Source organism: Exiguobacterium sp. s140, from assembly GCF_018617035.1.
In the GTDB taxonomy this organism is placed as follows: domain Bacteria; phylum Bacillota; class Bacilli; order Exiguobacteriales; family Exiguobacteriaceae; genus Exiguobacterium; species Exiguobacterium profundum.
This window is the reverse complement of sequence record NZ_JACSJK010000004.1, coordinates 35,238-49,955: the sequence shown is the minus strand read 5'-3', so window position 1 is coordinate 49,955 and position 14,718 is coordinate 35,238. Positions and strand designations below refer to the sequence as shown.

16 protein-coding genes are annotated in these 14,718 nt (G+C 45.7%); 4 read left to right on the top strand and 12 right to left on the bottom strand.

Annotated features, from left to right (window positions below; all coding sequences use genetic code 11):
• Positions 1 to 123: 123 nt before the first annotated feature.
• The gene (locus KNO61_RS13290; RefSeq protein WP_214873562.1) at positions 124 to 1,569 is read left to right on the top strand and encodes a DEAD/DEAH box helicase; all 1,446 of its coding nucleotides are present in this window, start codon (positions 124 to 126) and stop codon (positions 1,567 to 1,569) included.
• A 240-nt stretch (positions 1,570 to 1,809) separates the two neighbouring features.
• Here the strand turns inward: KNO61_RS13290 and KNO61_RS13285 are convergent, their stop codons facing one another.
• Positions 1,810 to 3,003: a DUF4317 domain-containing protein gene (locus tag KNO61_RS13285; RefSeq protein WP_214873697.1), complete on the bottom strand. Its 1,194-nt coding sequence runs from the start codon at positions 3,001 to 3,003 to the stop codon at positions 1,810 to 1,812.
• A gap of 280 nt (positions 3,004 to 3,283) precedes the next feature.
• Between KNO61_RS13285 and KNO61_RS13280 the strand changes: the two genes are divergently transcribed.
• Both KNO61_RS13280 and KNO61_RS13275 read left to right on the top strand, forming a co-directional pair.
• The gene (locus KNO61_RS13280) at positions 3,284 to 3,916 is read left to right on the top strand and encodes an HNH endonuclease family protein (RefSeq protein ID WP_214812680.1); all 633 of its coding nucleotides are present in this window, start codon (positions 3,284 to 3,286) and stop codon (positions 3,914 to 3,916) included.
• Positions 3,917 to 3,936: 20 nt separating this feature from the next.
• Positions 3,937 to 4,179, top strand: a complete 243-nt coding sequence (locus KNO61_RS13275; RefSeq protein WP_031424128.1) for a hypothetical protein — start codon at positions 3,937 to 3,939, stop codon at positions 4,177 to 4,179.
• A gap of 19 nt (positions 4,180 to 4,198) precedes the next feature.
• Here the strand turns inward: KNO61_RS13275 and KNO61_RS13270 are convergent, their stop codons facing one another.
• The 8 genes from KNO61_RS13270 to KNO61_RS13235 form a co-directional block, all read right to left on the bottom strand.
• The gene (locus tag KNO61_RS13270) at positions 4,199 to 4,693 is read right to left on the bottom strand and encodes a peptide-methionine (S)-S-oxide reductase (protein ID WP_214873695.1); all 495 of its coding nucleotides are present in this window, start codon (positions 4,691 to 4,693) and stop codon (positions 4,199 to 4,201) included.
• Between the two features lie 32 nt (positions 4,694 to 4,725).
• Positions 4,726 to 5,448, bottom strand: coding sequence for an alpha/beta fold hydrolase (locus tag KNO61_RS13265; RefSeq protein ID WP_214873559.1), 723 nt, complete (start codon positions 5,446 to 5,448; stop codon positions 4,726 to 4,728).
• Positions 5,449 to 5,519: 71 nt separating this feature from the next.
• Positions 5,520 to 6,425, bottom strand: coding sequence for a hypothetical protein (locus tag KNO61_RS13260; RefSeq protein ID WP_214873557.1), 906 nt, complete (start codon positions 6,423 to 6,425; stop codon positions 5,520 to 5,522).
• 21 nt (positions 6,426 to 6,446) lie between these two features.
• Positions 6,447 to 7,898: an MBOAT family O-acyltransferase gene (locus KNO61_RS13255; RefSeq protein ID WP_214873555.1), complete on the bottom strand. Its 1,452-nt coding sequence runs from the start codon at positions 7,896 to 7,898 to the stop codon at positions 6,447 to 6,449.
• Between the two features lie 49 nt (positions 7,899 to 7,947).
• Positions 7,948 to 9,354: an AMP-binding protein gene (locus KNO61_RS13250; protein ID WP_214873553.1), complete on the bottom strand. Its 1,407-nt coding sequence runs from the start codon at positions 9,352 to 9,354 to the stop codon at positions 7,948 to 7,950.
• The gene (locus KNO61_RS13245) at positions 9,351 to 9,596 is read right to left on the bottom strand and encodes an acyl carrier protein (RefSeq protein ID WP_015880247.1); all 246 of its coding nucleotides are present in this window, start codon (positions 9,594 to 9,596) and stop codon (positions 9,351 to 9,353) included. The genes KNO61_RS13250 and KNO61_RS13245 overlap by 4 nt, the downstream gene beginning before the upstream one ends.
• A gap of 172 nt (positions 9,597 to 9,768) precedes the next feature.
• Positions 9,769 to 10,323, bottom strand: coding sequence for a GNAT family N-acetyltransferase (locus tag KNO61_RS13240; protein WP_214684920.1), 555 nt, complete (start codon positions 10,321 to 10,323; stop codon positions 9,769 to 9,771).
• A gap of 24 nt (positions 10,324 to 10,347) precedes the next feature.
• The gene (locus tag KNO61_RS13235) at positions 10,348 to 11,298 is read right to left on the bottom strand and encodes a hypothetical protein (protein ID WP_214684919.1); all 951 of its coding nucleotides are present in this window, start codon (positions 11,296 to 11,298) and stop codon (positions 10,348 to 10,350) included.
• Between the two features lie 393 nt (positions 11,299 to 11,691).
• Here KNO61_RS13235 and KNO61_RS13230 point away from each other — a divergent pair, with 393 nt between their 5' ends.
• A complete protein-coding gene (locus tag KNO61_RS13230; protein ID WP_214684918.1) occupies positions 11,692 to 12,276 on the top strand; it encodes a helix-turn-helix domain-containing protein in 585 nt (194 codons plus the stop codon).
• 374 nt (positions 12,277 to 12,650) lie between these two features.
• Here the strand turns inward: KNO61_RS13230 and rlmH are convergent, their stop codons facing one another.
• The 3 genes from rlmH to KNO61_RS13215 form a co-directional block, all read right to left on the bottom strand.
• Positions 12,651 to 13,130, bottom strand: a complete 480-nt coding sequence (gene rlmH / locus KNO61_RS13225) for a 23S rRNA (pseudouridine(1915)-N(3))-methyltransferase RlmH (RefSeq protein WP_074034007.1) — start codon at positions 13,128 to 13,130, stop codon at positions 12,651 to 12,653.
• An 83-nt stretch (positions 13,131 to 13,213) separates the two neighbouring features.
• Positions 13,214 to 13,375, bottom strand: coding sequence for a CxxH/CxxC protein (locus KNO61_RS13220; RefSeq protein WP_015880243.1), 162 nt, complete (start codon positions 13,373 to 13,375; stop codon positions 13,214 to 13,216).
• Between the two features lie 37 nt (positions 13,376 to 13,412).
• On the bottom strand, positions 13,413 to 14,672 hold the full coding sequence (locus KNO61_RS13215) for a S1C family serine protease (RefSeq protein WP_078145966.1): 1,260 nt from the start codon (positions 14,670 to 14,672) through the stop codon (positions 13,413 to 13,415).
• Positions 14,673 to 14,718 lie beyond the last annotated feature (46 nt).

Below are 14,718 nucleotides of genomic sequence, written 5' to 3'. Positions count from 1 at the left end.
ACCAGTACTTATTTTTATATGAAATTGGCTTTCCTAATGCCTTTCGGTCTATAATGGACTGTATTGCAAATAGACATTGAAATTTTCTGAAGCAGAAGTTTTCACGAAAGAATGAGGTTACCCATGAACAAACAGCAATTCACTGATTATCGCCTGAGCGACGAGATCACGCGCGCGCTAGGCATTATGAAATACGAATCACCGACTGAGGTACAACAGCAGGTCATCCCGCGTGCGCTCGAGCGCGAAGACTTAATCGTCAAAGCACAGACGGGAAGCGGAAAGACAGCTGCTTTCGGGATTCCGGTCATCGAGCTCATCGACTGGTCCGAAAATAAACCCCAAGTGCTCGTCTTGACACCGACACGCGAACTCGCCGTTCAAGTACGGGAAGACATGACGAACATCGGACGTTTTAAACGAATCAAAGCGACTGCCGTCTACGGGAAAGAACCGTTCTCGAAACAGCGTGAAGAGTTGAAGCAAAAGACACATATCGTCGTCGGTACGCCAGGTCGTGTCATGGACCATATCGAGCGTGAGACCCTCTCACTCGACCGCGTCGAATACTTGATCATCGATGAAGCGGACGAGATGCTCAATCGAGGTTTCCTCGCCGACGTCGAGAAGATTCTTCAACAGTTGCCGAAAGACCGCGTCACGATGGTCTTCTCTGCAACATTCCCACAAGATATCGAACGTCTCTGCCAGAAGCATATGAATACTCCGGCACGTGTCGCGATCGAATCGACCGGCATGACCGCTTCGACAATCGAGCACCGCCTCCTACCGGTTCACCGGAACGAGAAACTGGCTGTGCTTCAAGACATCACGGTCGTCGAGAACCCGGACAGCTGTATAATTTTCTGTCGGACAAAAGAGAACGTCGACACGGTGTACGCCGAGCTCGACAAAGCCGGTTACTCGGCTGAACGCCTTCACGGCGGACTCGAGCAAGAGGACCGTTTCGCCGTCATGAACGGATTTAAGATGGGTAACTTCCGCTACCTCGTGGCGACAGACGTCGCAGCACGTGGAATCGATGTCGACAACGTCGAACTCGTCATCAACTATGACGTTCCTGTCGAAAAGGAAAGTTACGTGCACCGGACAGGTCGTACCGGACGCGCCGGCAAACAAGGAACGGCAATCACGCTCATGACCCGTCAGGAAGAACGTCTCATCGGAGCTATCGAATCATACGTTCAATTCGAGATTCCGATGATCGATGCGCCGACAGAAGCGGAAGTTGCAGCTAACCAAGATGCCTTTGAGCAGAAGTTGAGCGGACGACGCGTCGTTCGAAACAACAAGACAGCTCGTATTAACCAGGACATCATGAAGCTTCACTTCAGTGGCGGGAAGAAGAAAAAACTTCGCGCCGTCGACTTCGTCGGAACGATCGCCAAAATCCCTGGCGTATCCGCTGACGACATCGGAATCATCACAATCAATGATCAGATGACGTACGTCGATATTCTGAACGGAAAAGGTTCAATCGTCCTTCAAGCGATGGAGACGACGCCGGTCAAAGGGAAGAAATTAAAAGTAAGCAAAGCGCGTAAATAATACAACTCTAGCCTCAAAGATGATATTCGTCTTTGAGGTTTTTTGTTATTTCACAAATTCCGAAAGCGCTTTCGATAAACACTAAAAAAATATAGTTTTTAGAAAACGTTTTCACCTGAATCATACCTGTATCAAAGTTTAAATTCAACCTTCCTCACTTGATTGTCAAAAAAGAGCCCAAGGTTTACATCTTGGACTCTTAGCTTGAACGTTCACTTATGAACACTGCAACATGCTCGATTAGTCTAACGACTCTTCCGAGATGAGTTTGAACCCTTCAATCTCCGTCTCCTCTTCCACTTCAATCAACAAGCACGGTTTCCCCTTATAGTTCACTTGCTTCACGTATTTCAAGTCTTGTGGACTGACGGAAATATTGGCCACTTTCGTATTGATTTTAATCGACTTTGACGTATACTTCGGAACGACACTCGTCGCTTTCATCTCATATTTCGTATCGTCGACGACTTGCTTGAACGCCTGCTCGACTTTCTCCGTCGTCACATCTTCCACACCACTCGCCCGTAAGACGACCTCGACGGCACGGGAGTCGAGCATCGCTACTCTCTCTTCTTCCTGTTCGTTCTCTTCTTCGGCGACAATGATTTGATTGATCTCATCATAAACGGTCGCGAGAGTCCGGGAATTGACTTCTTCTCCGATGACCGCTTTGACCACTTCTTCGAAGACCGCCTTCTCTTCCACTGCCGTGACAATCTCCGAACCGTTCAACACGTTCTCAATGAACTTCATATCCGGTTGATGCGCTTTGTGTGCCGAATAAAGCACATGGTTCACATCGGCCGCGTTGTCCGTGAAGCACGGGAATAAGAATCCGCCGATCGGCGCCTCGAGTTTGATGATCGGATTCACAATCAAGCTGGCTTTGAACTCCCGCTCGACGAAGTCAAAGACGAGTGATTTTTTCGGAAGCTCTGTCGGGCTGATGCTGCCGAGGATGAACTTCGTCGTATACACCTCATCGTTCGCGTGAATCTCAGACTCTTCCGAGTACCGGTTCGTCGGCTTATTATAATTCCCCCGGATGAACGTCACGACCATATCCTTCTCAAACGGCGTGTCTTTCACCATCTTCAACGCGATGCGTTGCATATAGTCCGTCCAGACGTCGGTCTCTTCCGTACGAAGTCCTTCATACAGCAAGCCTTGCGTATGGTCGACTTGACCTTCCTCAGGATATTGGAACTTCACTTCGAACAGTTTTTCATCAAGTTTTCCACCGAGCACTTTTTTGAAGTTCGTCAAAAACAGCTCCTGCTGCTCTTCTTCTAAGAATGGGAACGGACGCAACTCTTCGTAATAAATCTCATTCGTTTCCTGTCGGATGTAAATCGTATATAAGTCAGCAATCTTTAGCTTTGTCGCATTTACTTTAAACTGTCGGCGAATCGCCGCAATCTCTTTCTTGTTCATTCCATCCACCTCTTCTTTTCTCTCCATCCATGTCATCCATTATACCAGTCCTGATCGCTCACTAGTTCCAAAGAAATAACACCATGTCCCTTGCTGATACTGGAGAAGGATTTGTGACAGTCTTTCTAATCATTTTGCAGATTTTCACGCTTTTTCAAAATCGTCCTGTGTATGATCAAGTTGGATTTATTGCGTAATGTTTGTCTCACTAGTTGTTTAATGAAAGGTTGCCCACTTGCCTCGCAAGTGTTCATTCCAAATACATAGTAGGAGGCTTTTTATGTTGAAGAAACTCATGTCTGTCGCACTTGTCACCTTGCTCGTCTGGATCTCCGCATCGTTTGACGCGACACCGGTCTCTGCATTTCCACCGAACATCCCATCGAAAGCGGACGCACTCACGAAACTGAATGCCCTCACTGTCAAAAATGAAGGGTCGATGACGGGGTATAGTCGTGACCTCTTCCCGCACTGGTCGAGTCAAGGAAGCGGTTGTAACACGCGTCACATCGTCTTGAAACGAGACGCTGACTCGGTCGTCGACGAATGTCCGGTTGCGACTGGCTCATGGTACAGTTACTATGACGGAATCACGTTCACCTCAGCCTCTGACATTGATATCGACCACGTCGTTCCGCTCGCTGAAGCATGGCGCTCTGGGGCAAGTAGCTGGACGACGACCAAACGTCAAAGCTTTGCGAACGACTTAAACGGTCCTCAATTGATTGCGGTGTCCGCTTCATCGAACCGTTCAAAAGGAGACCAAGACCCGTCGACATGGCAACCCCCTCGCACTGGGGCGCGTTGTGCGTATGCGAAGATGTGGGTCGAGACAAAGAGTCGTTGGGGCTTGAGCCTTCAATCCGCAGAGAAGTCAGCACTCACGACAGCCATCAATGCTTGCAGTTACTGAGTGAGAAAAGGAGTCTTCGAATGAACGAAATCACTTCGATCTTTAAGGCAACCCACGGTGTCATGACGGAAGAAGTCGGTGTCATCAGTGGTGAGTTGGAACTGACGACGGCGTGTCAGGAAGATGGTTCCTTGACACTCCACATCACGTACGTCGGAGCGAAAGATGTATATACGCTCCCCGGCAGTCCCTATCAGCTTCATGACCCGAACGATCATACTGTCATCCATCAGATGCTCGTGAATGTTCTCGAACGGACTTAAAAACATCGCCAACTCCGGATTAAGGGGTTGGCGATGCTTCGTCTTTCCGATATTTCGTTAACAAGTCTTTCGGTATATGACAATAATCTTCCGGGCAACGTGTCAGGCGGTCCTGATGCTCGTCCGCACTTCGCGCATAGTTCGTGAGCGGCTTCACTTCAACAGCAATTCGATCCGCATCCGATCGTCGATCAATAAACGCTTGCGCCTCCATCAAGTGTCGTGACTCCTCACTGTAGACACCCGTCCGATACTTCTCGCCGACATCGATTCTTTGTTGATTGATGCTGTATGGGTCGATGATTTCAAATAAATAGCCCATCAAATCATTGACCGTCACCACGTCCGGATCGAAAGTCGTTTTGACACATTCCGCATATCCGTCATATTCCCCATCCAACGTGTCCGTCGTCCCATTTGCCCGACCTGCTTCGGTCGAGAGGACGCCGGGTAACGTCTTCACGAATGCCTGGACGCCCCATAGACATCCTCCGGCTAAATAGATTGTTTCGATTGGAATCACTCCTCATCTTATCCGTTTATGTATCACTCCTTTAGTAACTCTTGAATTGCTTCTACAATCAAGTGTGGCTCATCTTTTTGGATATAATGTGCGCTCTGCTCCGCAATTACAAATGAGGCATTTGAAGATATTCCCGTCATTTCTTTTTGTAAGACATTCCATAGCCTCTGATTTTCTGTGGAATAAAAGTCTTTCTTTCCTGCTGATATGATAATTGTCGGGATTGAAAGATTAAAATTTGCTCGTTTCACTTGGTGCAAACTTTCTATAAAATCAGCATAGTTTCCTTCTCGTAGAAACTGTTTATGATATGCGTTTTGAAACTCTTGTGACATGGTCGGAAGAAATCGTTCACGATAATCACTTGGTGTCGTGTCTACTAGCACAAGACCCGTCACCTCATTTGGATATTCAGATGCGAACAATTGCATGTTGATGCCTCCGAACGAATGATCGACTAAAATGAACGGAGATGCTATATCCAACTGTTTGATCAGTTGGTGCAACTCTCGAACCATCTCCTTACTTGTTCTTTGATTCATACTAGTCCCGCTTTTGCCTAGACCTGCCCTGTCATAAAGAAGGACATTGGCATAGCTCGACACTTCATCCGCCACCTGTCTCCAAGTCGTAGAATCATCGCCATATCCTGCATCCATAATGATTGTCACTTGCTTTGAATGGTGTTGAATATACTCTGCATATAACACACAGTCCTGAATTTGTACCATTTGCTGGTGGATCATGGCTTTCTCCTCACTTCGTCCTTTTAGCTATCATATAGCATAAAAAAATTGATGGACAGCCGCCCATCAATTTATAAATACCCCAATCGCTTCAAATCTTCATAGACAAGCGTAGACAATAACTTCCGCCCGTCCCCATTCAAATGGTCCGGGTTATGGAAGAAGGATTGTTTGTGAATGAACCGTTCGTCCCCCATGTAGTTGAGGAATGGGACATCGATATCCAGTTTTTCTAAATGCTGAAATACGAGGCGTTCCATGACCGCTTCGTCGAAATACGCATGATACGACGAATGGACCGGCTCTATCGCTAAGACGACGCGATAGCCTTGCTTCTTGCAATAGTCGATGATGTCTTGTAAATATGCCATATTCTCTTCAATCTCGTGATTGTTCACGGCATTCTCGTATTGAGCGGCGACTTCCTCATACTTACGCTCGGAATAATTCAGCCCCCCATTCTCCCATGGCTTATGCGCATCAAAGCGAAAATCTCGGATTTCCCGGGAAATGGCAGCGTAGGCACTCCCACTGTTTAATGCAGGGAAGCGTTCGTGCGTATAGTAGTTGAACCAACTGACCGACTCCAAGTCTTCCCGTTCCAAGACGCGATAGTAGTTTTCTTTCCGACCGACGTCCGAGTTGCTGAATGTGATTTGGGATAACGAGACAATCACGACCCCTCCTGGCTTCAGATGTTCATCGTATTCTTTTAACATCTTCAAGTCATATTCGATTGGCTGACTCGGTAACGCCAAATCCAGATGCGATAATCCAAGCGACTTAAATGAATACCCGTACATCGCATGGGACGTCCCGAGATTGATGATGTCGACCGGGTGAGGGTCTTCCTTGAAGGCAAGGACAGCTCGGTTATTATTATATTCCCACGACTCTTTCACGAACTCGTTGACGGGAATGAAGATTGCGATGATGACGAGTAATACGACACCTATTTTGATTCCTAAACGCTTCATGCTAATTCCTTTCCATCCATCTTAGAACCCACCGTATACAAATCCTTGGCTCGACACGCCAAATAAGAACGCTGAGATAATCAAGAACAAGTTGATGGCCACGCTCGTCACGGCAGACTGACGTGCCATCCAATCCCAAGCCGAACCTCTCGTCCGCTCGATATGTTGGAACAGATGAACGACGACAAAGACGACGAGGAAGATGATCAAATCGAGCAATGAGAAGATTTGAATCGCCTGCATCATGCCTGACGGTGCCCACGAAGACGGTGTCACATATAGTTTAGCGTGCGAGAACGCTTCTGCCATCGAATGTGATTGGAAGAAGACTCGTGAGAAACAGACGAGCTGGAACGTGATGGCGATTTTCCACCACCGATGCAGTGTCGGCGCACGGTCAAATCCGACCCATGACGCCATTTTTTCACGCTGCTGTTTCGTATGGTCACCGAAGACGCGATAGATTCCATGAATGAGTCCCCATAAGACGAAGTTCCATGCGGCTCCGTGCCAAATGCCACTTACTAAAAACGTTGCAAGGATGGCACCATAAATCTGCTCGCGCTTCTTCTTTCCTTTCGCGAGCGGCATGAAGATATAATCCCGTAGCCACATCGAAAGCGTGATATGCCAGCGGTTCCAGAAGTCGGCGATTGATACGGCGAAGTGCGGCTGCTTGAAGTTTTCCGATAAGCGAATCCCGAGTAAGCGTGCACAGCCGATGGCGATGTCACTGCATGCCGAGAAGTCCGCGAACAATTGAATCGAGAACAACATCGTCGCGAGCACAATCTCTGAACCGGTCGGGTCCGAACTATTGAATACACTTGCAACAATCGGGGCCAACCGATCGGCAATCAATGTCTTCTTGAAGAATCCCCAAATGATGCGCTGGATGCCGTAGCTGATGTTGTCGTAGTCGAGATGTTGCTCCGTCTTCAACTGTGGCAACAGTTTTTTCGCCCGCTCGATCGGACCTGCCACAAGTTGCGGGAAGAAGGCGAAATAGACCGAGAAATAGCCATAATGACGCTCCGCCTTTTGCTTCCCGCGCGAGACGTCCACGACGTAACTGATAGCCTGGAACGTATAGAACGAGATGGCCAATGGTAAGACGATTTCTTTATACGGGACGTCATAATCAAATCCGCTCCATGTGGCAAATGAACGGAGCGAATCATTGACGAAATTAAAATATTTGAACCAGCCGAGGAAGAAGACGAGCACCGAGACACCGACCCACATTAACCGTTTCTTCTGTTCTTTCCTCTCTTGCTTCTCAATCAAAATCCCGATGACGTACGTGAAGGCCGTACTGATCAGCAGGAGCGGGATGAATTGAATGCTCAACGTGGCGTAAAAGACATAGCTCGCCAACAAAAGGAGCACCCAACGGTATCGATGTGGAACCACATAATACGTTCCAACGATGAGGGTTAAAAATAAGAGAAATTCAATCGAAATAAAAGTCATATTTACCACCTGATGTTATGAAACTTGACGATGTACCGATTCCTCACAATCAGGTGGTCACAAGTTCTCGCTTCGGCAATGCAGCATAACGAATCTTCCCGAACGCATTTCGTGGAATCTCGTCAATCTGCATCACTCGAACACCTTTCACCTTGATTTGTTCTTTGATGATTTTTTGAATGCGTGCGACGTCATTTTGTAACGTATACACGTATAGCTGGTCGTCTTCCCCGGCACAGACGCAATCATGTCCATGCTCTCGAAGGAGCGCCTCCACTTCGTCTAGGCTGATTCGACTGCCATACAGTTTGATCATGCGCTTGATTCGGCCGACGATGAAGAAATATCCATCCTCGTCTCGATACGCCATGTCACCTGTTCGTAAAACACCGTGATTGTCATCACCTTTTGAAAGGTCCGCTAACGAGGTCGCATACCCAAACGACACGTTGTCGCCTTGATATACCAACTCGCCTGTCACGTTCGCCTCTTTGATGTCATTTCCGGCTTCGTCACGCAACGTGAGCGATCCACCAGGGATGGCAATTCCGATGCTACCTGCTTTTTTCGCATGCATCCGATCCGGTAAATACGACATCCGGGCCGTCGCCTCCGTCTGACCGTACATGATGAAAAATTGAATCCCTTTCTCTTCACATACCGTTGCGAAGTGCTGCGCAAGCTTCGGATCTAACTTGCCACCGGCTTGTGTCAACTTCTTCAGACTGGGGAGGTCGTACGTCTCAAACTTCAATCGTTTCAGCATCTCATAATGAAACGGGACCCCACCAAACGTCGTCGCCTTTTCGGCACGACACAGTTCCCAAAACTCCTTTTGAACGATCGAACGGTCTGTCAGGATGAGGGTCGCCCCTTTCAACAGATGACTGTTGATGATGGAGAGTCCATACGAATAGTTCATCGGAAGTGTCGTGATTGGTTTATCCGTCTGATTGATGTCGAGATAGTCGATGATGGATGAAGCGTTCGCCATCAGATTTTTGTATGTGAGGCGAACAAGTTTCGGACTTCCGGTACTACCTGATGTCGTCAACAGAAGGGCAAGCTCCTCATGAAGCTGGTGGCGAACCAATGTTTCGGTTTCAAATAAGGCGTAGCCACCATAGCCATAGAATGCATCTAACGAGTTCGCCAAATCCTCCCTTGTCTCCGGAGCCCAGACGTGAGTCGGTTGATACCGTTCCATCAACTTCTGTAATTGTTCTACTGGAATATCTGCATCGAGCAAGACCGGGACGACCCGTCCACGGAGAAAGCCGATATATGCGAAAAGCGACTCGACTCGGTTGGCACATAAACAAAAGACGAGCGACCGTTCGCCGACTTCCTGACAAATCGAGTCCCCGACTTCCAACATCTCTTTATATGAATAAGAGCGGTCCGCATAGACCGCCTCACGATTCGTGTACTGCTCGAGTGTTTGAAAAAGCGTCATGATTGGATGTCCACACCGAGGCGTTGTAACAACGCAATACCAGACTGATACGAATGGAACTCTGTCATTTCATCCGAGTCGATATAGACGTCAAACGCGTCCTCGATTTCGGCGATGAGGGTCATATGTCCAATCGAATCCCACTCTGTCGATTCCCCGAGCTTCATCTCTTCAAGGACCACATCGTCCTCTAGTTCCAATCCATTTCGAAATGCCATGTTATATGCTTCAAGCGTGCTCATTGTATTCATCCTTTCACATTCACTCAACCTTATTCGATTCCATCTATTCTTACCAACTGATAATGATAATCATTTGCCTTGTGATTCTATCACAATTTTTCGAAATCCTCAATTCTTCATAGGAGATAAAGCTTGAAGTTGAGCGATTTTTTGTATGAAAAAGACCACATCATTATGATGCAGTCTCAGGAGATGATAAAACATATTCGAGTTGTAAGTCGAGTGGTTCTGCCTCGTAGACTTCTGGCACGATTTCTTCGGCTAACGTACATCCCATCGCTTTGTAGAAATGATACGTATCAACGGCCGGATTCGCCCCGATGTATAGTTTTTTCGCACTCCGCTCGATTGCTGCCTGACAGACACGTTCAAATAATCGCTTTCCGATTCCCTGACCTCGGCAAGGACGACTCACATGAATGAAACCCAAATTCAAATACTGGCCATCCGTTCCGAGCGGTTGTCCGTTCAGTCCGGCAAAGCCGAGTAACGTTTCACCATTTCGGATTGCAACAACAACTCCGCCACGATCGATGTAGTAGTTGAGAATCTCGATGACCTGTTTCTTTTTCGCATCGTCCCATTCATCAATATAGTACTCGTCTTTTTGATAAAGCTCACCATTTGAATCCACGGCATAGATACGATGCGTTTCCTGAAAACGTTCGAAGGTGTTTAGAAAGTTTGGATCTAGTCGATTTGTTAGGAGGTGAATCGCAGCGTTCATCGTAGTCTCCTTGTGGTAAAATTTTCAATCCTGTATAGCTTCTGTCAGACGAATCATTTGAAGTTCTGACTTCGCCGAATTGATAGAAGAGATTGTTTCATTAGAACGTTTAGCCAAATCCTCCGGTAAATTTTTCAATCGTTCAGACGATTCATCAAGCTCTTTCATAAATTGTTCATGTTGGCTTTGATCAATCTTAGTCACTCGTTTCTTCTCTTTCCAAAATTGCAGAGATTGGATTACTTTTTCACTTGATGATTGAAAAGAATGATAGGTAGCGACAGCTTTGTTTACTTGTAAAAGAACTTTTGAAGAGATTTCTAATGCATCATGTGCCTCCACAGTTGAGTTCCGAATATCTTCAATTTGATAAATTAATTCAGAATCCAGTTCTTTTTCCATCTTAATTAAAACAGCTGAATCTTGCGACGTTTGATACTCACTATATATTTTCTCAATGCGCTCACGGGTGTCATTCATATCTGCTTTTACTTTTGAAAGATGCTCTAATCGAAATAAAACGGCGTCCAGTTCAGTCAAAGTACTATTTGCATTACTTACATAGCCACTAATCCTACTTAACAACGGATGATTAACCACGCTGTTTATACTCGACAAAAAAAGAGTAGCTGAATCAACTTGATCCAGTACCTTTCGAACGGAAAATAGATTTTCATTTACTAGCTCAATTTGAGTGACAACCTCAGATAAATCTTTCTCGTACTCCTTCAAATCGTCTAAAATTTTTGGGGTTTCTTCTTCAATGACGGCGAGTGAATCTTGTTGCATCTGTTCAATTTTCATTTGAGAGGATTGATCTGCAAAGACTTTTTCTGATTCAGACTGATTTAACTTGCTCACTACGTAACTTACTGAACCTGATACGATAAGCGATGAGACAAGCGTAATCGGTAATAAATACCGTTGAAACGTAGAAGTCCGCTTTCTCGTCAATGTATCTTTTTTCGATTCCATATGTAACGAATCTCCTTTAAATATAATGAAAAAAATTATTTTTTGATGGTAATTATCTATATTGTAATGGCTGATTCTTACAACAACAATTGTATTTCTATTTTTAAGCAAGAAAAAAACCTGTATCTCATATAAGAAACACAGGTTTTGAAGTTATTTATGATACGGCTCCCTCAAAATAACCTGCAAATCTTAAATTTTTTACATACCAAAAAAAACAAACCATCAACTACAAGAAAACTACCGCAATTGATACTTTATTAAATCGTACTTACTAATGATACGGCTCTCCGTGAATTGTTTGAGTATCTGGTACCTAACACCAAACTCTACTCTCCGTTTGTTGTCACAAATCACGATCGCTCTTATGATAAGGAAGTAGGAGGAGAAAAAATGGATAATGAAAAAATTGGTCAATTAATTTATACATTACGGAAGGAAAAGGACATGACGCAAAAGCAATTAGCTGAGGCGTTATATTTATCGGACCGTACCATTTCAAAATGGGAAAGAGGCATTGGATGTCCCGATATTACACTTCTTCCTCATCTAGCAACCCTCCTTGATATTCCAATAGAAAATTTACTAACTGGTGAAATCAAAACAGTAGATGTAGTAGGAGGAAATATGAAAAACTCAAGTTATTATGTATGTCCAAACTGTTCAAATATAGGATTAGCAACAGGAAATTTCGTCGTTTCTTGTTGTGGAAGAAAATTAGATGCTTTAGTCGCAACAAAAGCAAATGATGAACAAAAATTAAAAATAGAAGAGATTGATATGCAATATTCGATTTCAGCCGAGCATCCTATGACAAAGGATCATTATGTATCATTTATTGCACTTGCAACAGGAGACCAAATTCAAATATATAAACAGTTTCCAGAATGGGCGTTACAAGTAAATATTCCAAAGAAAAAACATGCGAAATTACTTTGGTTTGATACACGAGACGGATTGCTTTATCAATATATTTAATGGTTAAAAAAATTAATTATAAACACCTAGAACAAATTTATTTGCACCGTTAAAGATTTCTCCACCTTTTGCTGGACCCTCAGTAAAAGCTGAATTATCACCGATGTATAATGTAATTACCTTACATTTAAAGACATATTAAACATCTAATAAGGTTCATGAAAAACCCATAAATGATTTGTAAAGGCCGATTTTCTATAAAAAGAAAATCGGCCTTAGTTTTTTCTTTTTTCGGAATCCTCAACTTAAATATCTATTTAGAATATGTTACGCCCTCCTCTAAATCACCTGCAAATCTTCAATCTCTTACAAACAAAAATAAACCACCAACTACAGTAAAACCACTGTCATTGATGATTTATTTAAAACCGCGCTTACTTGTGGTACGGTTCATTCCGATTAATCCGATATGCCCGATAAATCTGCTCACACAACACGAGCTTCATGAGTTGGTGGGGGAACGTCATCTTCGAGAACGAAATCGTATCATCCGCTCGCTTCATCACATCGTCCGACAAACCGAGCGATCCTCCGATGACGAAGGCGATTTTACTCTTTCCATACGTCGCGAGTTGATCGAGTTCACGGGCGAACTCTTCGCTCGTCCGCTGCTTTCCTTGAATCGCCAAGGCGATGACGTGCGTATCTGGGGATATCTTCGCCAAAATCCGTTCGCCTTCCTTTTGTTTTACTAGTAACATATCTGCCTCACTCAAATGCTCGGGTGCTTTTTCGTCTGAGACCTCGATTTCCTGCACTTTTGCGTAGGCAGAGAGCCGCTTTGTATACTCGGCAATTCCTTGTTTTAAATATTTTTCTTTCAGTTTGCCGACCGTGATAATTGAAATATTCATCCAATTCTTCCTTTTTCCACAGTTTTTTTGGAGTTATCCATAGGGTTATCCACAGAGTTATCCACAAATCCACATGTTGATAATTAGTTTTTGCTTGACACAATATATGTTGCGTCAGCTTCACAGAACTCACATGTCACGTGTTCACTTGTGGATAATTCCTCCAACAGTGGGTATTCACCTGTTTCATCCACAATGATGTCTAAAGCGATTTCAACATGTTCCTTGCATACTTTTTTTTCCACAGTTTTTCCTCCTTAAAAAAGAAGCGTCGCCGCTTCTTTATGTTGCTTCAGTTAATGTCGCCTCGGTTTCGCTTGCTTCCCCGCGACGTAAATACTCAATGGAGATTGTATCACCGACCGTCGCGTCCCGATACAACGCATCGCGTAAATCGACGTATCGTTTGATCTCCCGGTCTCCGATTTTCGTAATGACATCTCCAACACGTAGTCCCGCTTCTTCAGCCGGACTACCCGGTGTCACTTCTTCGACGAAGACACCGTCTTCCTGGTCGAAGGAGATTCCATACTCTTCTCGGACGTTTCCGGGTACAGCGATGACTTCCTGAATCGTGACACCGAGCTGTGCCCGCGTCACTTTGCCGTCGCGTTCTAACATGTCAATGACCGGTAGCGCCACGTTGACGGGAATGGAGAATCCAACCCCTTCTACGCTCGCCTCGGCGATTTTCATCGAATTGATTCCGACGAGCTCTCCACGAATGTTGATGAGGGCACCACCCGAATTCCCCGGGTTGATGGCCGCATCCGTCTGAATGACTTCCGCGTTATAATCCATTAAGCCGTCGCTGTTCGTATCGACCGGCACCGTCCGCTCGACACCACTGACGATACCACGGGTGACCGAGTTTGAGAAGACACCGAGCGGATTTCCGATGGCCATGACGGTCTCGCCAGCTTGGAGAACGGTGGAGTCCCCGAGGACAATCGGCTCCACATCGATGTTTTTTGGTAACTCGACCTCAGCGACAGCCAAGTCGTTGAGCGGGTCTTCGCCTAAAATGGTTGCCGATGCGATTTGACCATCGGAAAAGGCGATGTTGACCTCGTCCGCTTCTTCGATGACATGGAAGTTCGTGACGATATAGGCCGTGTTTCCTTCTACTTTATAGATGACACCGGATCCTGCACCCGCCTCCCATTGCGAGTCCGAGGTGAACGCACGCTGGATATTGGTGATGCTGACGACGGACGGCTTCGCCCCAAGGACAGCGGTCGTGACGTCCGATTCGGTGACGGTGACGGCCTGTTCGGTCCGCGTCAGTTCATTCGTCACAAAACGAGAGGTCGGCGAATCCCAGAGCATCACGATGACAAAAAACAAAGCCGCTCCTAAGAATCCGCCAACCCCTCCGAGTAACAACGGTTTTATATTTGGTCTCGGCTTATGGCGTACGTGCTCCTCTTGCTTCGGTCGCCATTCGCTCCGAGACGGATACGTCGATTTCTCTTCTGTTGCTTCGTGTACTTCAGGTTCGACGTCTTGAGGTTCATACTCATGGTGTCTCTCTTCGTTCACGACGCGTCCCCCCTTCAAGACAGTGTGATACCTGTCTTTTCCCAAG